Annotated in this window: 21 protein-coding genes; 12 read left to right on the forward strand and 9 right to left on the reverse strand. The window is 63.8% G+C overall.

Features of this window, described 5'->3' with window-relative positions:
- Positions 1-80 precede the first annotated feature (80 nt).
- The 9 genes from Q0K23_RS03520 to Q0K23_RS03560 all read left to right on the forward strand — a co-directional run bounded on the left by Q0K23_RS03520 (position 81) and on the right by Q0K23_RS03560 (position 7916).
- Entirely contained in the window at positions 81-464 is a 384-nt protein-coding gene (locus tag Q0K23_RS03520; protein WP_294517923.1) for a NusG domain II-containing protein, read from the forward strand.
- Positions 461-1042 carry a Gx transporter family protein gene (locus tag Q0K23_RS03525; protein ID WP_294517924.1) on the forward strand — a complete coding sequence of 194 codons (582 nt, stop codon included), beginning with the start codon at positions 461-463 and terminating at the stop codon, positions 1040-1042. Before Q0K23_RS03520 ends, Q0K23_RS03525 begins: the two co-directional genes overlap by 4 nt.
- On the forward strand, positions 1039-2091 hold the full coding sequence (locus Q0K23_RS03530; protein ID WP_294517926.1) for an FAD:protein FMN transferase: 1053 nt from the start codon (positions 1039-1041) through the stop codon (positions 2089-2091). The genes Q0K23_RS03525 and Q0K23_RS03530 overlap by 4 nt, the downstream gene beginning before the upstream one ends.
- A 141-nt stretch (positions 2092-2232) precedes the next feature.
- Complete coding sequence (locus Q0K23_RS03535; protein ID WP_294517927.1) at positions 2233-3522, forward strand: RnfABCDGE type electron transport complex subunit C; 1290 nt, start codon at positions 2233-2235, stop codon at positions 3520-3522.
- Positions 3519-4421 (forward strand): RnfABCDGE type electron transport complex subunit D, encoded by a 903-nt coding sequence (locus Q0K23_RS03540; RefSeq protein WP_294517929.1) that lies wholly within the window; start codon positions 3519-3521, stop codon positions 4419-4421. The genes Q0K23_RS03535 and Q0K23_RS03540 overlap by 4 nt, the downstream gene beginning before the upstream one ends.
- Positions 4418-5812, forward strand: a complete 1395-nt coding sequence (locus Q0K23_RS03545; RefSeq protein WP_294517932.1) for an FMN-binding protein — start codon at positions 4418-4420, stop codon at positions 5810-5812. The genes Q0K23_RS03540 and Q0K23_RS03545 overlap by 4 nt, the downstream gene beginning before the upstream one ends.
- A 1-nt stretch (position 5813) precedes the next feature.
- Positions 5814-6494 (forward strand): electron transport complex subunit RsxE, encoded by a 681-nt coding sequence (gene rsxE / locus Q0K23_RS03550; protein ID WP_294517935.1) that lies wholly within the window; start codon positions 5814-5816, stop codon positions 6492-6494.
- 3 nt (positions 6495-6497) lie between these two features.
- On the forward strand, positions 6498-7103 hold the full coding sequence (locus Q0K23_RS03555; RefSeq protein ID WP_294517938.1) for an electron transport complex protein RnfA: 606 nt from the start codon (positions 6498-6500) through the stop codon (positions 7101-7103).
- A gap of 12 nt (positions 7104-7115) precedes the next feature.
- The gene (locus tag Q0K23_RS03560; protein WP_294517940.1) at positions 7116-7916 is read left to right on the forward strand and encodes an RnfABCDGE type electron transport complex subunit B; all 801 of its coding nucleotides are present in this window, start codon (positions 7116-7118) and stop codon (positions 7914-7916) included.
- Positions 7917-8041: 125 nt separating this feature from the next.
- On the opposite strand, the gene arcC is transcribed toward Q0K23_RS03560, so the two are convergent.
- From arcC to dpaL, 4 genes are all read right to left on the reverse strand, one after another.
- A complete protein-coding gene (gene arcC / locus Q0K23_RS03565) occupies positions 8042-8986 on the reverse strand; it encodes a carbamate kinase (RefSeq protein ID WP_294517942.1) in 945 nt (314 codons plus the stop codon).
- Positions 8987-9117: 131 nt separating this feature from the next.
- Positions 9118-10317 (reverse strand): knotted carbamoyltransferase YgeW, encoded by a 1200-nt coding sequence (gene ygeW / locus Q0K23_RS03570; protein ID WP_294517944.1) that lies wholly within the window; start codon positions 10315-10317, stop codon positions 9118-9120.
- Between the two features lie 367 nt (positions 10318-10684).
- Positions 10685-12097 (reverse strand): YgeY family selenium metabolism-linked hydrolase, encoded by a 1413-nt coding sequence (locus Q0K23_RS03575; RefSeq protein ID WP_294517946.1) that lies wholly within the window; start codon positions 12095-12097, stop codon positions 10685-10687.
- A gap of 49 nt (positions 12098-12146) precedes the next feature.
- Positions 12147-13382 (reverse strand): diaminopropionate ammonia-lyase, encoded by a 1236-nt coding sequence (gene dpaL / locus Q0K23_RS03580; protein WP_294517948.1) that lies wholly within the window; start codon positions 13380-13382, stop codon positions 12147-12149.
- A 251-nt stretch (positions 13383-13633) separates the two neighbouring features.
- Between dpaL and xdh the strand changes: the two genes are divergently transcribed.
- A complete protein-coding gene (gene xdh / locus Q0K23_RS03585; protein WP_294517950.1) occupies positions 13634-16192 on the forward strand; it encodes a selenium-dependent xanthine dehydrogenase in 2559 nt (852 codons plus the stop codon).
- Positions 16193-17023: 831 nt separating this feature from the next.
- On the opposite strand, the gene Q0K23_RS03590 is transcribed toward xdh, so the two are convergent.
- Positions 17024-17191 carry a ribbon-helix-helix domain-containing protein gene (locus Q0K23_RS03590; protein ID WP_294517952.1) on the reverse strand — a complete coding sequence of 56 codons (168 nt, stop codon included), beginning with the start codon at positions 17189-17191 and terminating at the stop codon, positions 17024-17026.
- A 131-nt stretch (positions 17192-17322) separates the two neighbouring features.
- Here Q0K23_RS03590 and Q0K23_RS03595 point away from each other — a divergent pair, with 131 nt between their 5' ends.
- A complete protein-coding gene (locus Q0K23_RS03595) occupies positions 17323-17538 on the forward strand; it encodes a hypothetical protein (protein WP_294517955.1) in 216 nt (71 codons plus the stop codon).
- 24 nt (positions 17539-17562) lie between these two features.
- Here Q0K23_RS03595 and Q0K23_RS03600 read toward each other — a convergent pair whose 3' ends face one another.
- Positions 17563-18813: a pitrilysin family protein gene (locus Q0K23_RS03600; protein WP_294517957.1), complete on the reverse strand. Its 1251-nt coding sequence runs from the start codon at positions 18811-18813 to the stop codon at positions 17563-17565.
- Between the two features lie 316 nt (positions 18814-19129).
- Here Q0K23_RS03600 and Q0K23_RS03605 point away from each other — a divergent pair, with 316 nt between their 5' ends.
- A complete protein-coding gene (locus Q0K23_RS03605; RefSeq protein WP_294517959.1) occupies positions 19130-22213 on the forward strand; it encodes a hypothetical protein in 3084 nt (1027 codons plus the stop codon).
- 123 nt (positions 22214-22336) lie between these two features.
- Here the strand turns inward: Q0K23_RS03605 and Q0K23_RS03610 are convergent, their stop codons facing one another.
- The 3 genes from Q0K23_RS03610 to Q0K23_RS03620 form a co-directional block, all read right to left on the reverse strand.
- Positions 22337-24487: a polyribonucleotide nucleotidyltransferase gene (locus Q0K23_RS03610; protein ID WP_294517961.1), complete on the reverse strand. Its 2151-nt coding sequence runs from the start codon at positions 24485-24487 to the stop codon at positions 22337-22339.
- 212 nt (positions 24488-24699) lie between these two features.
- A complete protein-coding gene (gene rpsO, locus Q0K23_RS03615) occupies positions 24700-24966 on the reverse strand; it encodes a 30S ribosomal protein S15 (protein ID WP_294517964.1) in 267 nt (88 codons plus the stop codon).
- Positions 24967-25175: 209 nt separating this feature from the next.
- Entirely contained in the window at positions 25176-25946 is a 771-nt protein-coding gene (locus tag Q0K23_RS03620) for a putative ABC transporter permease (RefSeq protein WP_294517966.1), read from the reverse strand.
- Between the last annotated feature and the right edge of the window lie 65 nt (positions 25947-26011).

The following is a 26011-nucleotide window of genomic DNA, read 5'->3' on the forward strand; positions in this document are numbered from 1 at the left end:
TCGCGGTATACTATTACAGCTCGCTTTGGCGGGTACTTTATCATGCCCAAACAAACATATGCTTGGAGGACAGCACTTCCATGAAGAAACGCGACATCATCATTATTGTGGCGGTCCTGGTCGTGGCTTTTGCCGCGTTTATGGCAGTCAACCTGTTCCAGTCCCGTGAGAATACTGTAGAGGATTTTGTCTACATCTACGTCAATGACGCGCTCTATGAGGCCGACCCCCTCAGCGAGGATAAGCTGATCGAGATCGACCAGGGCAACGGCATGGTCAACCACATCCAGATCAAGGACGGCAAGGTGTACATGGCCGACTCCACCTGTGAGAACCAGGACTGCGTGGACCAGGGCACCATGACCGAGGAGAACGTGGACACCCGGCCCATGCGCAACTGGATCGTGTGTCTGCCCAACGGCATCTCCATTGAGCTGCGTCTGGCCAGCGAGGAGACCACGTGAGCCGGCGGGGGAGCCATCAGGCGGTCCGCTGGCTGACCCGCATGGCCCTGCTGACGGCGGTGGCGGTGGTGCTGGGCTATATTGAGCACCTGATCCCCATGCCCGGCGGCATCCCCGGCATCAAGCTGGGTCTGGCCAACACGGTGCTGCTCTATGCCATCTACCTGCTGGACGCCAGAAGCGCCTGGCTGCTTATGATTTTGAAGGTGGGCCTGTCCGGCCTGATGTACGGCGGCGTGTCCGCCATGATGTTCAGCTTCGGCGGCGGACTGTGCAGCCTGGTGATGATGCTGCTGGTCAAGAAGCTGGGCGGCAGCGGCGTGTCCATCATCGGCGTGTCCGTGGTGGGCGCCGTGTTCCACAACGTGGGCCAGACCGCCGTGGCCGCGTTCATGGTCAATACCGCCGCGCTCATGGGCTATGTGCCCTTCCTGCTGGTGGCCGCCGTGGTCACCGGCGTCCTCACCGGCATTGCGGGCAAGTACGCCATCCAGGGGCTCAAGGCCTCGGGGATGGAGCACGTGTCCATGCCGGGCAAGGAACCCAAACAGGATCACCCCCAGGAGGAACATAAATGAAACACCGTACCATTGCCGCCGTTCTGGCCGGAGTGCTGGCCGCGGGCCTGCTGACCGGCTGCCAGCCCCAGAGCGCTGAGGGCTCGGCGGCGCCCACCACCTCCCCCGCTGTGGAGACCGGCCTTTCCAAGCAGAGCCGGGTGGGCTTTTTCTTTGATACTGTCATCACCATTGAGGCCTACACCAACGACGAGTCCATCCTGGACGACGCCATCGCCGAGTGCCAGCGGTACGACGACCTGCTGAGCAAGACCAAAGAGGGCTCCGACGTCTGGAAGATCAACCACGCCAACGGGGAGCGGGTGGCCGTCAGCCAGGACACCCGGGACATCATCGAGAAGGCCCTGGAGTACTCCAGGCTGTCCGACGGCAAGTTCGACATCACCATCGAGCCCTGCGTGGCCCTGTGGGACTTCACCGGCGACAACATGGGCGTGCTGCCCGACGAGGCCGAACTGGCCGAGGCCGCGTCCCACGTGGACTACACCAAGGTGGACGTGAACGACGAGGGCGTCCAGCTCCCCGCGGGGGAGACCATCGACCTTGGCGCCATCGCCAAGGGGTACATCACCGACCGCATCAAGGATTTCCTGGAGGACCGGGGGATCACCTGCGGCATGCTCAACTTCGGGGGCAACGTGCTGGCCATCGGCTCCAAGCCCGACGGCTCCGACTGGAACATCGGCATCCAGGACCCCGACTCCACCACCGGCGAGAGCATCGCCGTGGTGCCGGTCAGCGACAGCGCTGTGGTCACCAGCGGCATCTATGAGCGGGGCTTTGACCTGGACGGCGTGCGCTACCACCACATTCTGGACACCTCCACCGGCTGGCCCGTGCAGAACGAGCTGGCGGGTATCACCATTTTCACCAGCGACGCCTTTGACGCCGACGCCCTCTCCACCACCGTGTTTGCCATGGGCCTGGAGGATGGGACGGCGTTTGTGGAGTCTCTGGACGGTGTGGAGGCTGTGTTCATCACCCGGGACGAACAGGTCAGCTGGACGTCCGGGCTCAATGATCGTCTGACCCTGCTGAACAACGGCTGAGCGCCCTTCGAGAGAGGGAGCGGCGCCCGCCTGCGTCCGGCAGTATAACCGCGGAACGCGGAACATATGCAAAGGTGTCAGAATTTGTCCCAAATCGCGGGGGAAGCCCCGCGCCTTTTAGAAAAGGAGTGGTCAAGAACTATGGGAATGGGAAAAGGAATCCGCCTGGCGGGTCATAAAAACACCGCCTCCTGCACCCCCGTGCAGATGACGGTGCCCGCGCGGGTCCGGATACCCCTGTCGCTTCTGGGCGCCAACACCAGTACCATTCTGGTGAAGAAGGGCGACACGGTGGCCGTGGGCCAGCCGATCGCCACCCAGGGACAGGGCATTGGCGTGCCCATGTACGCCAGTGTGTCCGGTACTGTGGAGGGCATCGACTCCCTCCGCATGCCCAACGGCAGCGTTGTGGACTGCATCGTCATCGCCTCTGACGGCCAGCAGACCGTCTGGGACGGCATCGAGGTCCCCACTGTCACCAACATGGAGGAGCTGCTGGCCGCCGTCCGCAAGAGCGGTCTGGTGGGCCTGGGCGGCGCCGGCTTCCCCACCTGGGTGAAGCTCAACGCCACCGTAGACCGGCTCATCATCAACGGCAGCGAGTGCGAGCCCTACTGCACGGTGGACTACATCACCATGCGGGACTACGCCGCCGACATGGCCGAGGGCGTGCGCATCGTCAAGAAGCTGCTGGGCATCGAGAAGGCCATCGTGGGCGTGAAGCATCCTCCCCAGGGCCTGGCCGAGGCCTTCAAGGGCATGGACGGCGTGGAGGTCAAGCAGCTGCGGGAGTTCTACCCCGTGGGCGCTGAGAAGATGCTCATCTACGAGACCACCGGCCGCACCGTGCCCGGCGGCAAGCTGCCTAAGGACGCCGGCTGCATCGTGCTCAACGTGAACACCGCCGCCTTCATCGCCCGGTACCTGCGCACCGGTATGCCTCTGGTGAGCAAGACCGTGTCTGTGGACGGCTCCGCCGTCAAGACCCCTGGCGTGGTGACCGCCCCCATCGGCACCCCTGTGGGCGACCTGTTCGCCGCTGTGGGCGGCTTCAAGGAGGACCCGGCCAAGATCTTCGCCGGCGGCCCCATGATGGGCATCGCCCTGCCCGACATGGACTTCCCCCTGCTGTGGAACAACAACGGCTTCGTGGCCCTCAACGCCAAGGAGGCCTCCAAGCCCGCCACCACCGCCTGCATCCGCTGCGGCCGGTGCGTGGACCACTGCCCCATGAACCTGATGGCCTTTGAGATCTCCAAGGCCTACGAGCAGCGGGATGTGGAGTGGCTGCGGAGCATCCGCGCCGACCTGTGCATCGAGTGCGGCTGCTGCGCCTATGTGTGCCCCGCCCGCCGTGACCTGGTCACCAACAACAAGCTGGCCAAGCGGTTCCTGGCCAGCCAGCCCAAGAAGGAGGTGAGCAAGTCGTGAAGCTGCTCTCCGTAACCCCCGCGCCCCATATCTGGGCCAAGGACGACACCCAGTCCATCATGCGGGACGTGCTCATCGCTCTTGCTCCTGCGTTCATTGCGTCCATTGTGATTTTCGGCATTCAGGCCCTGCTGGTCACCGTCGTGTGTGTTGTGGCCGCGGTGCTGTCCGAGTTCATCTTTGAGAAGGCCGTCAAGCGGCCCGTCACCATCAGCGACCTGTCCGCCGCCGTCACCGGCGTGCTGCTCTCCTTCTGCCTGCCCTACGACATCCCCCTGTGGATCGCCGCCCTGGGCAGCGTCATCGCCATCGTGGTGGTCAAGCAGCTCTTCGGCGGCATCGGCCAGAACTTCGCCAACCCCGCCATCACCGCCCGCGTGGTGCTGCTCATCTGCGGCTTCAACGGCGCCATGACCACCTTCAGCATTGACGGCGTGTCCACCGCCACCCCCCTGGCCACCGGCGCCACCAATCCCGGCCTGGCCACCATGTTCCTGGGCAACCACGCCGGCTCCCTGGGCGAGACCTGCGCCCTGGCCCTCATCATCGGCGGCATCTACCTGCTGGTGCGGAAGGTCATCACCTGGCACATCCCCGTGGCCTATATCGCCACCGTGGCCGTCCTCTCCCTGATCGCCCAGCAGGACCTGTCCATCCAGCTCCTGGGCGGCGGCCTGCTCCTGGGCGCCATCTTCATGGCCACCGACTACACCACCTCCCCCATGACCAATGTGGGCAAGCTGATCTACGGCGTGGGCTGCGGCCTGCTGACCATGATGATCCGCCTCTGGGGCGCTACCCCCGAGGGCGTCAGCTATGCCATCCTGCTGATGAACATTCTCACGCCCCACATTGACAAGCTGACCAAGCACAAGGCGTTTGGAGGTGAAAAGGCATGATCCAGAAGGCAAACAAGGAGGAGAACAAGGTCTGGAAGCTCCTGGCCCCCATTGTGGTGCTGACCTGCATCGGCCTTGTCATCACCGCGGCGCTGGCTGTCACCAACCAGCTCACCGCTCCCGTTATCGCCGCCCAGCAGGCCGCTGCTGCCGACGCCGCCCTGAAGGTGGTCCTGCCTGACGGCAGCGACTTCACCGACATCACCGGCGTGGAGCTGCCCGAGGGCGTCACCGCCGCCAAGGTCGCCGGCAACGGCGCCGGCTACGTGTTCACCACCACCGGCAAGGGCTTCGGCGGCGACATCTCCGTCATGGTCGGTCTGGACGCCAACGGCGCCATCACCGGCACTAAGGTCCTGAGCAACTCCGAGACCCAGGGCATCGGCTCCAAGGTCGTGGAGGACGGCTCCGCCTTCCAGCAGCAGCTGCCCGGCATGACCGATACCTCCGGCATCCAGGCCACCAGCGGCGCCACCGTGTCCTCCAACGGCATGATCTCCGCCATCCAGGCCGCGTTCGACGCCTATGTGGTGTCCACCGGCGGCACCGTGGAGGCCACTGTGTACGAGGCCCCCGCCAATCTGACCGACGACGTGCTGGCCGAGTATTACCCCGGCGCCACCTTCACCGACGTGGTCGGCGGCAAGGTGTCCGACGCGGGCACTGTTGTGTACGCCTCTGAGAACGGCATGGGCGGCCCTGTGGATGTGGCCGTGTTCTTCGACGCCAACGACAGCATCATCGGCGCCATCGCCGACACCTCCTCCGAGACGCCCGACTACGGCCAGCCTCTGGGCGAGGGCGATTTCATGGACAGCTTCATCGGCGTGACCAGCGGCGATGAGGTGGACGGCGTCTCCGGCGCCACCATCACCTCCGACGCCATCAAGGGCGCTGTGGACATTGCCATTGCCAATCTCCAGACCGTGAAGAGCGCCGAGCCTGTGACCGGCGGCACCACTTCCGGCGGCGCTGAGAACACCACCGGCGGCGATACCGCCTCTGAGACCTCTGCGGCTCCCGCCAACCTGACCGACGACGTGCTGGCTGAGTACTATCCCGGCGCCGCCTTCACCGATGTGGAGGGCGGCAAGGTGTCCGACGCGGGCACCGTTGTGTACGCTGCCAAGCAGGGCATGATGTCCGAGATCAAGGTCGCCGTGCTCTTCGGCGCCGACGACACCATCCTGGGTATTGTGGCTGACTGCTCCCAGGAGACCCCCGGCCTGGGCACTCTGGCCGGCGAGGAGGACTTCACCAGCCAGTTTGCAGGCGTGACCAGCGCTGACGAGGTGGACAGCATCTCCGGCGCCACCGTCTCCTCCACCGCCGTGAAGGACGCGGTCAATGAGGCCATCGCCAATCTCCAGACTGTAAAGGAGGCGGGCTGAGATGAAAGCGAATAACGCACCTTCCAAGCTCTCCATTCTGACCAACGGCATTATCAAGGAGAACCCCGTTCTGGTCCTGGTGCTGGGCACCTGCCCCACCCTGGCCACCACCACCTCGGTGTCCACCGCCATCGGCATGGGCATCGCGGCCGCCATCGTTCTCATCTGCTCCAACATTCTGATCTCCCTGCTGCGGAAGATCATCCCCGATTCCGTCCGTATCCCCTGCTACATCGTGGTCATCGCCGGCTTCGTGTCCGTGGTGCAGATGCTGGTGCAGGCCTACTTCCAGGACCTGTACAACGCCCTGGGCGTGTACCTGCCCCTGATCGTGGTCAACTGCATCATCCTGGGCCGCGCTGAGATGTTCGCCAGCAAGCACTCCGTGGGCGAGTCCGCCCTGGACGGCATCGGCATGGGCATCGGCTTCACCCTGACCCTGCTGGTCATGTCCACCATCCGTGAGGTGCTGGGCGCCGGTACCTTCGCCGGCATCTCCGTGCCCTTCTTCTCCAGCTACAATATTCCTATCCTGACTCAGACGCCCGGCGGCTTCTTTGTGTTCGGCTGCCTCATCGCCCTGGTGGCCAGGATCACCCACGGGAAAGTGAAGCACGCCGCCACCGGCTGCGGTAACTGCCCCAACGCCGCCCTGTGCGGTAAGATCGGAAAGGAGGCCTAAGGAATGGAACTGGATTGGGGAAACCTCCTCTTTATCATCATGAGCGCTGTGTTCGTCAACAACTACGTGCTGCAGCGCTTCCTGGGCATCTGCCCCTTCCTGGGCGTGTCCAAAAAGCTGGACCAGGCCACCGGTATGTCCATTGCCGTTATCTTCGTCATGCTGCTGGCCACTGCCGTCACCTGGCCCATCCAGACCTATCTGCTCACCCCCAACAACATGGATTATCTCCAGACCATCGTGTTCATCCTGGTCATCGCCGCCCTGGTGCAGCTGGTGGAGATCATCCTGAAGCGGTACATTCCCGCCCTGTATAAGTCCCTGGGCATCTACCTGCCCCTGATCACCACCAACTGCGCCGTGCTGGGCGTCACCGTGCTGAACATCACCGAGGGCTACAACTTCGCCCAGTCCATGGCCAACTCCTTCGGTTCCGGCCTGGGCTTCTTCCTGGCCATGGTCATCTTCGCCGGCGTCCGCATGCGCACCGAGAGCTGCAACGCCCCCGACTCCTTCAAGGGCCTGCCCATCACCCTGGTCTCCGCCGCCATCGTGGCCGCCTCCTTCAACGGCTTCGCCGGCGTCGTGGAGACGCTGTTTGGAAATTAAGGGGGTGACGGCATGAATCCGATTCTGTTTGCAGTTATTCTGGTCGTGATCATCGCGATCATCTGCTCCGTCATGCTGGTCATCGCGTCCACCGTCATGGCGGTGAAGGAGGACCCCATATTCCCCGCCATCCGTGAGTGCCTGCCCGGCGCCAACTGCGGTGCCTGCGGCTACGCCGGCTGCGACGGCTACGCCAAGGCCCTGGCCTCCGGCGAGGAGAAGCGCACCAACCTGTGCGTCCCCGGCGGCGCCGGCTGCGCCGCCCAGGTGGCCGGCGTGCTGGGCGTTGAGGCCGGCTCCGTGGAGGAGCGGGTGGCCGTGGTCTGCTGCGGCGGCACCTGCGAGAAGACCCAGGCCCGCATGAACTATGAGGGCGTCCACAGCTGCGCCGCCGCCAAGCTGCTCTTCGGCGGCGCCGGCGCCTGCGCCTTCGGCTGCCTGGGCAACGGCGACTGCGTCTCCGTCTGCCCCCAGCAGGCCATCCGCATCGAGAAGGGCGTGGCCGTGGTGGACCGTGACGCCTGCATCGGCTGCGGCCTGTGCGAGAAGACCTGCCCCAACCACGTCATCGGCATCTTCCCCAAGAAGCAGAAGGTCTTCGACCGCTGCTCCAACTACAACCGGGGCAAGGCTGTCATGGACGTGTGCAAGGCCGGCTGCATCGGCTGCACCAAGTGCAGCAAGGTGTGCCCCGAGGGCGCCATCACCATGGACCACTGCCTGGCCCAGGTCAACCCCATGAAGTGCACCGGCTGCGGCACCTGTGTGGAAAACTGCCCCACCGGCTGCATGAGCTTCACCGAGAAGCTGTAAGCGGCTGTATCCGCCTGTCAGAGGAGGCGCGTCCGTCCGGACGCGCCTCCTCTTTTTTATGGCCTGCAAAAAGCGCCCCCGCTGTCCGCGGACAGCGGGGGCGTTTATGTACCGGAAGGACCTGCTCAGGCCTGGATGCGGGTGCCGGTGCGGCCGGCGATGCCGTCCTTGGCCTTCTCCAGCAGAGTGATGAGGGCGGTGCGGCCCTCCTTGGACTCGGCGAACTGGACCGCCGCCTGGACCTTGGGCAGCATGGAGCCGGGGGCGAAGTGGCCCTCCTCCATGTACTTGAGGGCCTCGTCGGGGGTGAGGGAGTCCAGCCACTTCTGGTCGGGCTTGCCGAAGTTGATGGCCACCTTCTCCACGGCGGTGAGGATGATGAGACAGTCGGCGTCCAGCTGCTGGGCCAGGACGCAGGAGGCGAAGTCCTTGTCGATGACCGCGGCGGCGCCCTTCAGGTGGTGCCCCTCGGTGGTGAACACGGGGATGCCGCCGCCGCCGCAGGCCACCACCACGTGGTCGGACTCCACCAGGGCCTGGATGGTGTCGATCTCCACAATGCCCTGGGGCTTGGGGGAGGCCACCACACGGCGGTATCCCCGGCCCGCGTCCTCAATTACGTCGTAGCCACGCTCGGCCACCATCTTGTCGGCCTCCTCCTTGGTCATGAAGGAGCCGATGGGCTTGGTGGGGTGGGCGAAGGCGGGGTCGGCGGGGTCCACCTCCACCTGGGTGAGCACGGTGGCCACGCCCTTGCGGATGCCCCGGTCCAGCAGCTCCTCCCGGAGGGCGTTCTGCAGGTCGTAGCCGATGTAGCCCTGGCTCATGGCCACGCACACGGACAGGGGGCAGGGGATGTACTTCTCGGGATTGGAGCGGGTCAGCTCGGTCATGGCGGCCTGGATCATGCCCACCTGGGGGCCGTTGCCGTGGGCGATGACCACCTCGTGTCCCTCCTCGATGAGGTCGGCGATGGCCTTGGAGGTCTGCTTGACGGCGATCATCTGCTCGGGCAGATTGTTGCCCAGGGCGTTGCCGCCCAGGGCGATAACAATACGTTTTTTATCCATAAAATATTACCTCCTGTGAAAGAAAACCCCGGCCCGGCCGCACATACCGAGTGCCGTATCTGCGGACGGGCCGGGGGCTGGGCCAGGGCGGGGGAGAGGGTGACTCCCCGCCCCGAATTACATGGCCGGAATTACAGGCTGAACTGACGCTTGGCACCGCGCTCCTCCAGGGCCTTCAGCACGGCCTGGGGGTCCTTGCACTTGGCCAGGAAGATCATGGCGGCGATGATGTAGGGCTTGAAGGAGGCCTCCTTGTACAGGGGATCGCGGTAGCGGTCGAACACGGTGGCCTCCACCTCGCCGTCCACGCAGGAGACGCCGTTGATGTCGGCGGGCAGGCAGTGCAGGTACAGGGCCTTGCCGTCCTTGGTGGTCTTCATCAGCTCCTCGGTGCAGCACCAGTCCTTGTGCTCGGCGTTCTGGGCCAGCAGGCGCTTCTCCAGGGCCTTGATGCCGTCGGTGTCTCCCTTGGCATACAGGTCGGTGCGCTCCTCCATGGCGGCGAAGGGAGCCCAGCTCTTGGGATAGACGATGTCGGCATCCTTGAAGGCCTCAGCCATGGAGTTGGTCTTGGTGAAGGTGCCGCCGGACTTCTCGGCGTTCTTCTTGGCGACCTCCTCCACCTCGGGCATGACCTCGTAGCCCTCGGGGTGGGCCAGGACCACATCCATGCCGAAGCGGGTCATCAGGCCGATGACGCCCTGGGGCACGGAGAGGGGCTTGCCGTAGCTGGGGGAGTAGGCCCAGGTCATGGCCACCTTCTTGCCCTTCAGGTTCTCCACGCCGCCGAAGGTGTGGATGATGTGGAGCATATCGGCCATGCACTGGGTGGGGTGGTCGATGTCGCACTGCAGGTTGACCAGGGTGGGCTTCTGCTCCAGCACGCCGTCCTTGTGGCCGGCGGTGACCGCGTCCACCACCTCGTGCATGTACTTGTTGCCCTTGCCGATGTACATGTCGTCCCGGATGCCGATGACGTCGGCCATGAAGGAGATCATGTTGGCGGTCTCACGGACGGTCTCACCGTGGGCGATCTGGCTCTTGCCCTCGTCCAGGTCCTGGACCTCCAGGCCCAGCAGGTTGCAGGCGCTGGCGAAGGAGAAGCGGGTACGGGTGGAGTTGTCCCGGAACAGGGAGATGCCCAGGCCGGACTCGAAGATCTTGGTGGAGATGTTGTTCTCACGCATGTAGCGCAGGGCGTCGGCCACGGTGAACACGGCCTCCAGCTCGTCGTCGGTCTTCTCCCAGGTCAGGAAGAAGTCGTTCTCGTACATCTCCTTGAAGTTGAGCTTGTTCAGCTTGTCGATATAGGCCTGCAGTTTGGCGTCCATATGATATTTCTCCTTCTTATTTCAATTTTATTGTTGTTGTCTTCCTGAGCCTTCCCCCTGGGGGGAAGGTGCCCCCGGAGGGGGCGGATGAGGGGCTCAGCGCTTCTTGTCATGCCTCACACCCTCCGCGACGGCACACTGCTCACCGCTCCGCCGAAAATGCCGTCGGCTTCGCTGACCTGTTTTTCGGTCTTCGCGGTTCGCTGTGCGCCTGCTCCCGGGTGTTCAGCGCTTCTTATCTGTCACGCTTCGCCTATGCGCTGCGCCCGGCTTCCCTTCGTCTCGGGCTGGTCTGCGGGCCGCCCTGCGGCCCTCCGCTCGCCCTCGCTCCGGTCCATCCGGGCGGCGCATAACGACTCAGCGCTTCTTACTTAATATCGTTATTGGTCTTGCCGGCGCGGAACTGGGACACGTCGCCGGTCTTGTTCTCCTCCTTGTACAGGCCGGGCACGGCGGCGTACAGGGCGGCGCAGCGGACCAGGTCGTCCTTCCAGGTGATCTCGTTGGGGGCGTGGGCCTGGCTCTCGGCGCCGGGGCCGAAACCCACGCAGGGGATGCCGTACCGGCCCTGGATGGCCACGCCGTTGGTGGAGAAGGTCCACTTGTCGGTCAGGGGACGGCCGTCACGCAGGTGCATGGCGTCGCGGGCGGGGTCGGCGTCGGCATGGCCCAGGCGCTTGTCGCCGAACAGGGCGTGGTGGGCATCCACCAGGGCCTGGACGTGGGCGGCGCTCTCCTTGTTGATCCAGGTGGGGAAGTAGGCCTCGGTCTCGTACACCTCGCCGGTCCAGGAGGGACGGTCGTACATGTACATGGACACCTTCACGTCGTCGCCGTACTTCTTCACGCTGGGCAGGTCCCGGATCTCCTGGAGGCAGGAGTCCCAGGTCTCGCCGGCGGTCATGCGGCGGTCGATGGAAATGGAGCAGGAGTCAGCCACAGCGCAGCGGCTGGGGGAGGTGTAGAAGATCTGGCTGGTGGTGCAGGTGCCGCGGCCCAGGAAACGGGCGTCCTCGTAGTGCTCGGGGTTGTACTTGGGGTTGAGCATCTTCACCAGGCCCTTGACGGCCTTGTCGTCGGCGTCGTCGTTCTCGTTGAGGGCGCGGACGTCCTGGAGGATGTCGGCCATCTTGTAGATGGCGTTGTCGCCCCGCTCGGGGGCGGAGCCGTGGCAGGAGACGCCCTTCACGTCCACGCGGATCTCCATGCGGCCGCGGTGGCCGCGGTAGATGCCGCCGTCGGTGGGCTCGGTGGAGATGACGAACTCCACCTGCTCCTTCTTGATGCCCTTGGCGGGGAAGAACTTGTTGACGATGTACTGCCAGCACATACCGTCGCAGTCCTCTTCCTGGACGGAGCCCACCACCATGATCTTGTAGCCGGCGGGGATCAGGCCCAGCTCCTTCATGATCTTAGCGCCGTACACGGCGGAGGCCATGCCGCCCTCCTGGTCGGAGCCGCCGCGGCCGAAGATGATGGCGTCGTCCTCCCAGCCCTTGTAGGGGTCGGCGGTCCAGTTGTTGATGTTGCCGATGCCCACGGTGTCGATGTGGGAGTCAATGGCGATGATCTTGTCGCCCTCGCCCATCCAGCCGATGACGTTGCCCAGGCCGTCCACTTCCACCGCGTCGTAGCCCAGCTTCTCCATCTCCCGCTTGATGCAGGCCACGACCTCCTTCTCCTCGCAGCTCTCGCTGGGGTAGGAGATCATCTCCCGCAGGAAACGGCTCATGTCGGCACGGTAGCCCTCGGAAACCTTCTTGATCTGCTCAAAATCCATGGTATTCGTCCTCCATTTCAGTATGTTCCATCACAAACGGTTTCTCTTCTCAGTATGCGCGCTGGGGAGAATCGGTGGTGGGGTACTCGCCGTCCCAAATGACGCGGCGGAACTTCAGCGGGTCGGTGTTGCCCTCGGTGGAGAACATGAGCACCTGGCTGAAGCGGTCCAGCTCCAGGGCCTCCCGCAGGTCCTTGTAGGTGTCGTCGGACATGATGGCGTCCAGCACGCCCATGCCCACGGCGCCCGACTCGCCGGAGATGACCACCGGGTCGCCCTTCACGGGCACGCCCAGCATCCGCATGCCCTTGGCGCTCACCCAGTCGGGGCAGGAGACAAAGGCGGTGACGTGGTTGCGCAGGATGTCCCAGGACAGGGTGTTGGGCTCGCCGCAGGCCAGACCGGCCATAATGGTCTGGAGGTCGCCGGTGACGATGCGGGGCTTGCCGTCCCCGGCCACAGCGCCCTTATACAGGCAGGCAGCGGCAGCGGCCTCCATGACCACGAATTTGGGCGGGTTGTTGGGGAACAGGTTGGTGAAGTAGCCCACCACGGCGCCGGCCAGGGAGCCCACGCCGGCCTGGACGAACACGTGGGTGGGGCGGTTCACCTCGCACTGGCGCAGCTGCTCGGCGGCCTCGCTGGCCATGGTGCCGTAGCCCTGCATGATCCAGGAGGGGATCTCCTCGTAGCCCTCCCAGGCGGTATCCTGGACGATGACGCCGTGCTCGGTCTGCTCGGCCTCGGCGGCGGCCATGCGGACGCAGTCGTCGTAGTTGACGTCCTCGATGGTGACCTTGGCTCCCTCCTTGGCGATGTTGTCATACCGGGACTGGCTGGAGCCCTTGGGCATATGGACCACGGCCTTCTGGCCCAGCTTGTTGGCCGCCCAGGCCACGCCCCGGCCGTGGTTGCCGTCGGTGGCGGTGAAGAAGGTGGCCTGTCCGAACTCCTTGCGGAAGGCTTCGCTGGTGAGATAGTCGTAGGTCATGTCGGACACGTCCCGGCCCATCTCCTTGGCGATGTACCGCGCCATGGCGAAGGAGCCGCCCAGCACCTTGAAGGCGTTGAGCCCGAAGCGGTAGCTCTCGTCCTTGACGTACACGCCGCCAAGACCCAGGTATTTGGCCATGCCGTCCAGCTTGGCCAGGGGGGTGATGGAGTACTGGGGGAAGCTGCTGTGGAAAGAACGGGCCTTGGCCACGTTGTCCAGAGCCATGATGGACAGCTCCTTGTCATCGCTCTTGGGCATGTGGTTGAGTGTCCAGCGGATGGGGTCTTTCATATGCCTCGCCTCCGAATAAAATCTGTTGAATGCAGACAGATTAAAACCTTTATGGCCCTATCATATCATGCCCGGGCCACAAGTCAAGGGGTTTGCTAAAAAATTTTTGTAATGCCAAAAATATTTTTAGATATTTGGCGATTTTGCCATATGCATTTCGGTTGATACCTTTTTGATTTGGTGTTAAGCTATATAAAAAGAGGCAAAGGGACCTGGGGAAAGACCCAATTAGAGTAAGGAGGCTTTTTGCCATGTATACCTTCATCGTCAACGGGAAAACCGTTTCCACAGAGCGGGACGAGCGCCTGCTCACCTTCCTGCGGGAAGAGCTTGGGCTCACCTCAGTCAAGAACGGATGCTCCGAAGGCGCGTGCGGCACCTGCATGATTCTCATTGACGGCAAGGCCACCAAGGCCTGTGTCCAGAAGACCTCCAAAATGGAGGGCAAGCGGGTCATCACCTGCGAGGGCCTCACCGACCGTGAGAAAGATGTATATGCCTACGCCTTCACCCACTGCGGCGCGGTGCAGTGCGGCTTCTGCACTCCGGGTATGGTCATCAGCGCCAAGGGTCTGATCGACGCCAACCCCAACCCCACCCGGGACGAGGTCAAGTTCGCGCTGCGCAACAATATCTGCCGCTGCACCGGCTACAAGAAGATCGAGGACGCGGTGCTGCTGGCGGCCAAGATGTTCCGGGAGGGCAGCGAGGCCCCCCACGAGACCTTTACCGGCAAAATCGGCGAGAACCTGCCCCGGGTGGACGCCCCCGCCAAGGCCATCGGCACCGCCGAGTACGCCGACGACATCCGCATGGAGGGCATGCTCTTCGGCGGCGCGGTCCGGTCCGACTACCCCCGTGCCATCATCAAGGGGATTGACATCAGCGAGGCCCTGGAGGTGCCCGGGGTGGTGAAGATCGTCACCGCCGCCGACCTGCCCGGCCAGCTGAAGGTGGGCCACCTGAAGCGGGACCAGTGGGTGCTGGTGCCCATCGGCGGCGAGGTCCACTTCTGCGGCGACCCCATCGTGCTCATCGCCGCTGAGACCACCGAGGCCCTGAACCAGGCCAAGGCCCTGGTGAAGATCGACTACGAGGTGCTCAGGCCCGTCCTCACCCTGGAGGAGGCCATGGCGCCCGACGCCCCCCAGCTTCAGGAGGGGGGCAACTGCTTCGCCCACGAGCATCTGGTCCGGGGCGACGCCGAGGCCAAGCTGAAGGCCAGCAAGTATGTGGTCACTACCAAGTACCACACGCCCCCCACCGAGCACGCCTTCCTGGAGACCGAGACCGCCGTGGCCGCCCCCCAGGGCCAGGGCGTGGTGGTCTACTCCGGCGACCAGGGCATCTACCAGACCCGCCGGGAGTGCGCCGACGCCACCGGCCTGCCCCAGGAGCTGGTCCGGGTGGTGGCCAAGTGCGTGGGCGGCGGCTTTGGCGGCAAGGAGGACATGTCCGTCCAGCACCACGCCGCCGTGCTGGCCTACCTGACCCAGCGGCCCGTAAAGGTGGCCATGACCCGCAAGGAGTCCATGCTCTGCCACCCCAAGCGCCACGGCTTTGAGATGGAGGTCACCACCGGCTGCGACGAGAAGGGCCGCCTCACCGCCATGATTGCCATCCTGCGCACCGATTCGGGCGCCTTCGCCTCTCTGGGCGGCCCGGTGCTCCAGCGGGCCTGCACCCACGCCGCCGGCCCCTACAACTACCAGGACATCATCATCGACGGCAAGGCCTACTATACCAACAACCCGCCCTGCGGCGCCTTCCGGGGCTTCGGCGTGACCCAGAGCTGCTTTGCCGCCGAGTGCAACCTGAACAAGCTGGCCGAAATGGTGGGCATCACCCCCTTTGAGATCCGCTACCGCAACGCCATCCGGCCCGGCCAGGTGCTGCCCAACGGCCAGATCGCCGACGAGGGCACCGCTCTGGTGGAGACACTCAACGCCGTGCGGCCCTACTACGAGGCCAACCCCAAGGCGGGCATCGCCTGCGCCATGAAGAACGCGGGCCTGGGCGTGGGCATCCCGGACACCGGCCGGGTGACCCTCCATGTGGAGAAGGGCGTGGTCCACGTCCGCACCTCCGCCGCCTGCATCGGCCAGGGCATCGGCACCATCACCTGCCAGATCGTCTGCGAGGTCACCGGCCTGCGGCCCGACCAGGTCACCTGGGATACGCCCGACACCTCCATCGCCCCCAACTCGGGCAACACCACCGCCTCCCGCCAGACCCTGTTCACCGGCGAGGCCACCCGCCGGGCGGCCACCGAGCTGAAGTGGGCCCTGGAGGGCCGGGACCTGTCCGCCGTGGAGGGCGTGGACTTCCACCAGGAGTACACCGGCATCACCGACAAGCTGGGCTCCCCCCGTCCCAACCCCATCAGCCACATCGCCTACGGCTACGCCACCCATCTGGTGGAGCTGGACGACGACGGAAAGATCAAGCGGGTCATTGCCGCCCACGACGTGGGCCGGGCGGTGAACCCGGTGAGCGTGGAGGGCCAGATCGAGGGCGGCGTGGTCATGAGCCTGGGCTACGCCCTCACCGAGGACTTCCCCCTGAAGGACGGACGCCCCACGGCGGTGTACGCCTCCCTGGGCCTGTTCCGGGCCAACCAGACCCCCGACGTGAAGGCCATTATTGTGGAGAAGAACCACTCCGAGCTGGCCTGCGGCGCCAAGGGCATCGGCGAGATCTGCTCCATCCCCACCGCGCCCGCCGTCCAGCTGGCCTACTACAACTACGACGGCAAGTTCCGCACCAGCCTGCCCCTGGCGGATACGCCCTACAGCAAGAAAAAGAAGTAAATCTGTTTCATAGACGATGACAAGGCCGGCGGATTTCTCCGCCGGCCTTGTTTTTTTCAAGCCTTCCCCCGTGGGGGAAGGTGGCTGGCCGCAGGCCAGACGGATGAGGGGAAATCTTTCGGACTGTTCCAAACCTTTAGAGGTCTCCCTTCGGGGAGGTACTTTTCTCCGGCGAAAAGTACCCAAAAGCCGCCGGGGACACAGGGGCGGAGGGCCCTTTCAGGGCCAAACGCCCCCGTTTCCCCGGCCCCCTTTCGGAGTACGTCCGGCGGCGGCGGTGTCCAATGACCCGCCAAATTTGAGAGTAGCTACTATGCCGGTTCGGCCGTCCCGTGTCGTTACTGCATGGCCCGAGCAGAGTTACCCGCCCAGACTTGAAAGCTGCTGCAATTCAAGGAGCGTTCTCAATGCCGCACGCAGTCTCTGCGCCGTGTTTCAGTCTCTGCCCGAGGCAAGTGAGATGGCTGCTTTTCGGGGGCCCCACACGAGCCCAGCGGAGGGAAAACGGGGGCCCCGCGGAAGGCGGAATGCCTTTCGTGGGGAGAGCCGGAGCAGTGGAGCGAGTGAGGCCTGCCGCTTGCGGCAGGCCGAGGGATGCGGAACTTGCGACGGCGAGGGGAGAGGACGAGCAGCGGAGTGAGCGAGGCCTGCCGCTTGCGACGGGACGAGGGATATAAAGCTTGCGAGGACGAGGGGGGAAGGTGGCATTTGCGAAGCAAATGACGGATGAGGGGAGCGCCTCCGGAGCGTGCCGCAGTCCCCCTCATCCGTCTCGCTGACGCTCGACAGCTTCCCCCTGGGGGGAAGCCAAAAAAGAACGACTGACCTTGGTCAGCCGTTCTTTTTCTCGTACTTCTTCAACAAATCCTCAATGGCCTCGTCCAAAAGCCGGGATTTGGGCACTCTTGTCTCTTCAGAGAGTTTATTTAATTGAGGCACAAGCTCATTTTTCAGCGAAGATACAAACCGTGTCCGGTTTACAAGCACACTTTCCGCCACTTGATATCCTCCTACACACTATATAGACACTATTTTGCTTTATATAGTGACTATATCATGTCCATTTTCTTTTCTCAAGTGGGTTGCATATAGTGCATTAATGGTATATATTAAGTGCAGAGGTGATACATATGTCTCAAAAAAACGAAGCCAAGACCTGCGCCCAGTGCCGTCATTTTCGGCGGCACTATGTGTGCCAGGGCGGACGGCGGTTCGTGCCGCTGGACCGGGGCCACTGCGCCGCGCCCCGCCTGCGGGACAAGGACGCGGACACCCCGGCCTGCGGGCGGTTTTCCGCCGCCTCCGGCCGGTCCGAGGTGAAAAAAGGAGAAAATGGGGACGGCTGAACGCCGTCCCCGTTTGTACTGTGTTCAGTTCAGCAGCGCCCGGTACTCCTCTTCGGTGCGCACCCGGCCCACCGCGGACAGGGATACCCTGGAGAAGTCGAACATCTCCTCCGCCAGGGCACGCACGTCGGCGGCAGTGACGGCGTCGTAGGCGGCGATGATCTGGTCGGGGGTGAGCACCTCCCCCATCATCAGCTCGCTGCGGCCCAGGTGGGCCATGCGGGCCTGGGTGGACTCCAGGCCCATGAGCACGTTGGCCTTGGACTGCTCCCTGGCCCGGTCCAGCTCCTCCTGGGTGACGCCCCCGTCCCGGAAGTCCTTCACCGCGCCCACAATGGTGCGGATGGCCGCCTCCTCGGTCTCCCGGCCCAGGGCGGTGTAGACGGCGTAGAGGCCGGTGTCGGCGTGGCCCGCGCCGTAGGAGTAGATGGAGTAGCACAGCCCCCGCTGCTCCCGCACCTGCTGCCACAGCCGGGAGGACATGCCGCTGCCCAGGATGGAGGACAGGAGCTGGAGGGCAAACCGGCGGCTGTCCCCGTAGGACAGGCCGGGGAAGGCCAGGGTCAGATGGTTCTGCTCGATGGCTTTTTTCTTCACGGTGACGCAGGGGGTGTATACCGCCGCTTTGGGCTGGGGCAGCCCGCCGGCAGGCATGGCGGAGAAGCGGGCCGTCAGGTCGTCCACATCCCGCTGGGTAAAGCTGCCCGCCAGGGCCACCACGATGTCCCCGGCCAGGTAGTGGGAGGTCATGTACGCCTTCAGCCAGGGACCGGTCATCTTCTCCAGGGTGGCCTTCCGGCCCAGGATGGGCCGGGCCAGGGCGGAGCCGTGGTACACCCCGGCGGCCAGCCGCTCGGCGCACAGGTCCTCCGGGTTGTCCTCGTACATGCCGATCTCCTCCAGCACCACGCCCCGCTCGGTCTCCACATCCTCCTGGGCAAACCTGGAGGAGAAAAACATGTCGCACAGGATGTCTGCCGCCTGGGGCAGGTGGGTGTCCAGCACCCGGGCGTAGAAGCAGGTAGACTCCTTGGTGGTGTAGGCGTTGATCTGGCCCCCCACCGCGTCCATCTCTCCGGCCAGGTCGGCGGCGGTGCGGCGGGCGGTGCCCTTGAAGAGCATGTGCTCGATAAAGTGGGCTGCGCCGTTCTCCGCCGCCTTCTCCTGGCGGCTGCCGGTGCCCACATAGATGCCCAGGGCCGCCGAGCGGACGGCGGGGACGTGCTCTGTGAGGATGCGCACGCCGTTGGGCAGGGTTATTTTTTCATATGCCAAAGCTGGAAGGCCTCCTGATCTTCGGATTCTCTCTCTAGTATAGCCGGGGCAGGGGACCGTTAGCCCCTCGGCCGGCGTTCTTTTTATTCTACCACATCCCGCTCCGCTTGTCAGGAAAATTTAAGCTTTCCCGGGCTTTCCGCCGTTTGGTTACAAAATAAGCCTTTCGTATATGTGAAAAGTGTTTAAATGTATACGGTATTTTGTGGGATTTATCATTGTAATTTCACTAATACTTCTATATAATTCCAAATAGCGCTCAAATTATCTGATTTCCAGATTTTGTGTAAGCTTGAACAAGAGAGGAAGGATTGTTGTGAGGAATTCCCATCCCCTGCGCAGGGGTCTGGCCGCTGTGCTGGCCGCCCTGACCCTGACCCAGTGCGCACCCCTGACCGCCTCCGCCGCCTGGTGGTCCTGGTCCAAGGAGACCACCGCCGTGGAGGAGACTGTCGCTCCCCTTTCCGCAGAGGTCCAGCTCCAGGACGGCACTGCCATTATTCCCGCTGATTCTGACAATGCCGCTGTGAAGCAGGCCCTGTTTGATGCCCTTGTGGTGAACAAGGAGGGCGTGGACCCCCAGAGTCTTGACTGGGAGTACTACTGCACCGGCAAGAACGGTCTGCTGACCAACGACGCCTGGGGCTCTGTCAACGGCTTTACCAGCGAAAAAAAGGTGGTATTCGTCACCACCACCTACACCCATCCCGCCCTGGTGAACAATGATGACGGCAGCTATCAGGTCCGCATTAAGGGCACTACTGAGGAAGTCACCCTGACCAAGGCCGCCAAGCTGTCCTCCTCCATTGTCCTGAACGAGGGCTGCTCCGTGGCTCTGCCCTACAAGGATGACGGCACTGTCAACTATGACGCCCTGCGGGAGTCCATCTTTGACGCCGTAGTGAACACTGAAAACTCCACTCCCGCCGGTCTCACTGCCAGCGATGTGACCATTGAGTACTACGCCACCGCCGATTCCGGCTCCCTGGGCAGCATGGGTAAGGCCTGGATGCCCCTGGAGGGCGGCAGCGACGGCCTGCTGACCTACCCCGCCATCTCTGCGGGTGACCAGCAGATCCGCGTCTCCTACGCCGGTACTGACACCGTCTACGGCACCTCCGCCGAGACTGCCGTCACCTTTACCGAGCGTACCGCCGGTTCCATCGTGCTGAAGGCCGGTCAGTCTGCGGGCCTGACCTACAAGGCGGACGGCACTGTGGATTACGATGCCCTCCGCTCCGCCATCTTCAACGCCGTGGTGGACTCCACCACCCCTGAGCTGACCCTGAGCGATGTGACCATCGAGTATTATGCCCAGGCCGAATCCGGCTCCCTGGGCAGCATGGGCAAGGCCTGGATGCCCCTGGAGGGCGGCAAGGACGGCCTGCTGACTTACCCTGCCATGACCCTGGGCAACGACCAGCAGGTCCGCATCTCCTGGGGCGGCAACGGCAGCTACACCGCCGCCTCCGCCGAGACCACCGTTAACATCGTGGACGGCCGGGAGCAGGTGCCCTACACCCTGAAGACCACCCCCGACGACGTGACCCTGGCGGTGGACGAGAGCCTGGCTGTGGACTATGCCGCCCTGAAGACCGCCATCTTTGCCGCTGTGGTGGAGCAGTCCGACGTCCTCAGCGTCAGCAACGTGACCATTACCTACTACACAAAGGCGCTCACCGATGTCGACGCCAAGTATGTGGCTCTGGAGGGTGAAAAGGGCACCATTCTTAACTGGCCCGCTATCTCCGCCGGTGATCAGAAGATCCGCATCTCCTACGCCGGCGACCAGACCTATGCCCCTGTCACCATCGAGGCCACCGTCACCGTCAAGGACCGGGAGCAGGTCCAGTTCGTCCTGAACGAGGGCCCCTACGAGGTGGGCATGAAGTTCACCGCCGACCAGGGCTATGACTACGCCGCCACCGCCGCGGCCATCTACGACGCCGTGGTGGCCTCCACCGTCAACCCCCAGAACCTCACCGCCGCCGACGTGACCGTGGAGTACAACGCCGGTCTGACCGGCTTCAAGCCCCTGAACGAGACCGACGTCACCGGCCTGGTGAAGTTCGGCGAGGGCAAGTGGGAGATCCGCATCTCCTGGGCCGGCAACCAGACCTACCGCGGCGGCTCCACCACCGTGGAGGTGACCACCACCGACAGCCGTCTGGCCAGCGTGGTGGCCCTCAAGAGCGGCGTGTCCTTCACCTACAACATGGACCCCGCCGTCATGGAGCAGGCCATCTTCGACAACCTCATCGACTGGGACAACTCCACCCTCCCCGCCCGCGAGACCCTGACCATCGACAACTTCACCATCGAGTACAAGGCCAAGCTGACCGACGCCGAGACCGGCGTGGACGTGGACCTGAGCGACCTGGAGGGCATTCTGGGCAAGCTTCCCGGCCTGGGCGACCTGGTCACCAGCGACGCTCTGACCCAGTGGGTGCCCATCGAGGGCAAGGAGTACAAGGTCCTGGGCCAGCTCATCGGCGCCTTCCCCCAGATGGGCGCGGGTGAGAACCAGGCCGTCCGGATCACCTACAACGGCGGCGCTGAGTACAAGCCCAGCTCCTCCGAGGGCACCGTCACCGTCAACAAGGCCAAGGTCACCGTGTCCGTCCACTCCGACAATATCTACGCCGGCGACCCCATCCCCGAGGGCTTCATCACCACCAACCCCGCCGACAAGTTCGACATGTACACCATCTACGCCGGCATCACCAGCAATGTGACCACCGGCATCTACCTGGACCTGCCTGACCGCTATACCGCCGAGGGCTCCCTGCTCCTGAAGGTCATCGACCAGGCCCTGGCGGCCATCGGCCAGAAGACCCTGACGGAGATGCTCAACGAGGGCGTCACCGTGGGCGAGCTGCGGGAGCTGTTCAACACCCAGGGCCTGCTGGACCTGCTGGACAAGCTGAACATTGACACCGGCACCTTCGGCCAGATCATGACCGTCATCAACAAGCTGCCCGGCATCCTGGACAGCGTGCGCATCTCCTTCGGTACCCCCAGCCGGGCCGGCCTGTACACCGTGGCCGTGGTCACTGACAGCAAGAACTACAACACCGGCGTGGGCATGGGCTTCCTGCTGGTGCGGATGCGCCTGAGCGGCTCCAACCTGACCTGGAATGCGGACATTCCCGGCGGCAAGCTCACCGCCGAGGAGGCCAAGAGCTTCGACTTCGGCGCTACCCTCAGCTATAACGGCGATGTGAGCATCGACCAGAGCAGCGTCCACTACCTGTACTCCGGCTTTACCAGCAGCTGGCGGATCTACTCCTCCACCACCACCCCGCCCACCGAGCCCGGCCGCTATGTGGTCACCGTGTGCATCCTGGGCGGCAACTACCTGGCCGCGCCTCTGACCCGGAGCTTCCAGATCACCAAGTAAACACAACTTCATAAGAAAATGACCGCCTCCGGACGGTCATTTTCTTATGCCTCTCTGCTGCTGAAATACAAAAAACCGGGCGGACACATGGTGTCCGCCCGGTCTGTGTTTTATCCGGTTTTCTTACTTGGCGCTCTGACCGGCGGCCTGCTTGGCCTTGATCTCCTTCAGGGCGTCCTTGTAGGACAGGTTCACGCGGCCCTTCTCGTCGATGTCGGTGACCTTGACCCAGATCATGTCGCCGATGTTGACCACGTCCTCCACCTTGTTGACCCGGTGGTCGGCCAGCTTGGAGATGTGGACCATGCCGTCCTTGCCGGGGGCCAGCTCCACGAAGGCGCCGAACTGGAGGATGCGCACCACCTTGCCGTAGTACAGCTCGCCCACCTGGGGGACGAACACGATGGTGTCGATCATCTTCTTGGCGGCGTCGCAGGCCTCGGCGTTGGGGGAGGCGATGTGGATGGTGCCGTCGTCGTCGATGTCCACGGTGGCGCCGGACTCGGCGCAGATCTTCTGGATCACGCTGCCGCCCTTGCCGATGACCTCGCGGATCTTGTCCACGTCGATCTTCATGGTGATCATCTTGGGGGCGTACTTGCTCACCTCGGCCCGGGGCTCAGAGATGCAGGGGAGCATGATCTCGTCCAGGATGGCGTAGCGGGCGTCCTTGGTGATCTCCAGGGCCTGCTTGATGATCTCGTGGGTGAGGCCGTCGTTCTTCAGGTCCATCTGGATGGCGGTGATACCGGCCTTGGTGCCGGCCACCTTGAAGTCCATCTCGCCGTGGAAGTCCTCCACGCCCTGGATGTCGATGAAGGTCTGGAAGGAGCCGTCGTCGTCCTGGATGAGGCCGCAGGAGATGCCGGCCACAGGGGCCTTGATGGGCACGCCGGCGTCCATGAGGGCCAGGGTGGAGCCGCAAATGGAGCCTTGGGAGGTGGAGCCGTTGGAGGACAGGACCTCGCTCACCACCCGGATGGCGTAGGGGAACTCGTCCACGCTGGGCAGCACGGGCACCAGAGCCCGCTCAGCCAGGGCGCCGTGGCCGTACTCGCGGCGGTTGGTGGAGCGGGGCGCCTTGGCCTCGCCCACGGAGTAGGGGGGGAAGTTGTAGTGGTGCATGTAGCGCTTCTCGTCTTCCTCCCAGATGGTGTCCAGCTTCTGGGACGCGGCCAGGGTGTTCAGAGTCGCCACGGACAGGACCTGAGTCTGGCCGCGGGTGAACAGGCCGGAGCCGTGGACCCGGGGCAGCACGCCCACCTCGGCGCTGAGGGGACGGATCTCGTTCTTGGCGCGGCCGTCCACCCGGTGGCCCTGGAGCAGCCAGGCCTTGACGATCTTCTTCTGGAACTTGTAGGTGAACTCCTCCAGATACTTGTCCATCTCGGGGTACTCCTCCAGGTAGTCCTCGTGCCACTTGTCGATCATGGCGTTCCAGCGCTGCTCACGGATGTTCTTGTCGTCGGTGTCCATGGCGGCCTTGGCCTCGTCCATGTACTTGTCCACGATCTTGTCGAACAGCTCCTGGTTGAAGTCGGCGTGGTCGTACTCCATCTTGGGCTTGCCGATCTGGGCCACGATGTCGTTGATAAAGGCCACCTGCTTCTTGATCTCCTCGTGGGCCTTCACGATGCCCTCGTACATGATCTCGTCGGGGATCTGGTCGGCGCCGGCCTCGATCATGACCACCTTCTTCTCAGTGGCGGCCACGGTCACGTCCATGCGGGAGGTCTTGCGCTGCTCCTGGTTGGGGTTGAAGACGATCTGGCCGTCGCAGTAGCCCACCTCCAGGCAGCCGATGGGGCCGGCGAAGGGGATCTCGGAGTAGCTCAGGCAGGCGGACACGCCGATCATGGCGGTGACCTCGGGGGAGCAGTCGTAGTCCACGCTCATGACGGTGCAGGTGATGCACACGTCGTTGCGGAAGTCGTAGGGGAACAGGGGGCGGATGGGCCGGTCGATGAGGCGGGAAGCCAGCACGGCGGGCAGGGAGGGACGGCCCTCGCGGCGCATGAAGGAGCCGGGGATACGGCCCACGGCGTACAGCTTCTCCTCAAAGTCCACGCTCAGGGGGAAGAAGTCCACGCCGTCCCGGGGACGGGGGGAGACGCAGATGGCCACGTGGACGGTGGTGTCGCCGTAGCGCACCAGGGCGGCGGCGTTGGCCAGCTCGGCGGTCTTGCCCACCTCGATGGAGAAGGGGCGGCCGGCGATCTCAGTTTTGAAGATCTTGTGGTTGGGGAATTGCTTGTGGGTGATGACGGTAGACATGGTGGTCCTCCTTTTCGTTGGTATTGGCCAGCGTCCGGGCCGTCTCACCTTTTAGCATTTGAACCCGGGTCCGTGTTCTTCAGGCCCATGTTCAACTGCTAAAAAAGCGCTCCGGCCCGGCGGGGCCTGTGGATAGGTTCGCGCCGTCCTCCCGGAGGAGAATGGCAAGATAGGGTGGCGTGGCTTGACCACACCACCCTATCGGGAAATTCTTACTTACGGATGCCCAGCTTGGCGATGATGGCGCGGTAACGCTCGATGTCCTTGGCCATCAGGTAGTCCAGCATCTTGCGGCGCTTACCGACCATCTTCAGCAGGCCACGACGGCTGTGGTTGTCGTGGGTGTGGATCTTCAGGTGCTCGGTCAGCTCCTGGATGCGGGCGGTCAGAATGGCGATCTGGACCTCGGGGGAGCCGGTGTCAGTGGGGTGAGTACGGTTGGCCTCGATCACGGCCGTCTTTTCGTCCTTACGGATCATGGGAAAAGTTCCACCTTTCAAATAAATTGCCCGGCGGCTGAGTAACGGGTGGGCGGACCCCCGCGGATACGCGGCAATTGTCCCGAAACTAAGCGGCAGGCGTCTTGCGCACATTTGCGTGCCATGGTAGTCTATCATATTTTGCCCACGATGTAAAGGGAAAAATCACAATTTTCAGGGTTTTCTCCCTTGTTTCCGTCCGGTGAGGCCTACTGTCCCGGCAGGTCGTTGGGCCTGGGCACCCCGGCGGCCTCCCGGGCCTCGTCGGTGCCGATGTAGGTGAGATTGGTGAAGACGGCCTCCAGCCTGCGGTCGGGGTAATGGGCGTCCAGGAACTGCGCCACCGGCCCGGCAGGAGGGATGTCATGCTGCCGCTGGTTCATCCGGCCCAGGGCGGCGGAGGTGAGGCCGATATCAAAGGCCATCAGCGCCGCCAGCACCATGGTGAGGGGGCGGCCCGCCCCGTTTGGGATCTTCCCGATCCAGCGGCACGCCGCCGGGTAGGCACACTTGACCCACAGCACCGCCGCCACCCCCCAGAACAGGGAGAAAACCAGGTTCACCCGGCCGTTGATGTTGAAGGGCAGGTGGCTGTAATCCCAGAAGCAGGCGCCGAAGAGCACCTCCTGGAGCCAGGAGCAGGCGTACTCGTACGCCGCGCCCAGGGCGGTACCCGCCAGCAGGATGAGGAGGAAGCTGCGGCGGGCCAGGCGGTGGAAGCACACCGTGAACAGCACCGCCCCCAGGCCCCACACCAGGGAGAAGGAGCCGTAAATGACCCCGCTGCGGTTTTGCAGTTCCCCGCGGGTGAGGAGCATGAAGGCCGTCTCCACCAGGCAGCCCAGGAAGGAGACGCCGAGAAAAATCCAGAAGAGCTTGTAAAAATTCACGCCCCGGGCAAAAAAGCCGGGGGTATTCTCCGGGGAGACGGCCTCCGCCTGCCGGGGGCCGGAAAGAGCCGCGGTCTGCTGTTGTGTCATGGGAGAAACTCCTTTCTCTGTCCAGCGCCCTGGAACTGTGGATATCATACCACCCGGCCATTGGG

This window comes from uncultured Pseudoflavonifractor sp., assembly GCF_944387275.1.
Lineage (GTDB): Bacteria > Bacillota > Clostridia > Oscillospirales > Oscillospiraceae > Pseudoflavonifractor > Pseudoflavonifractor intestinihominis.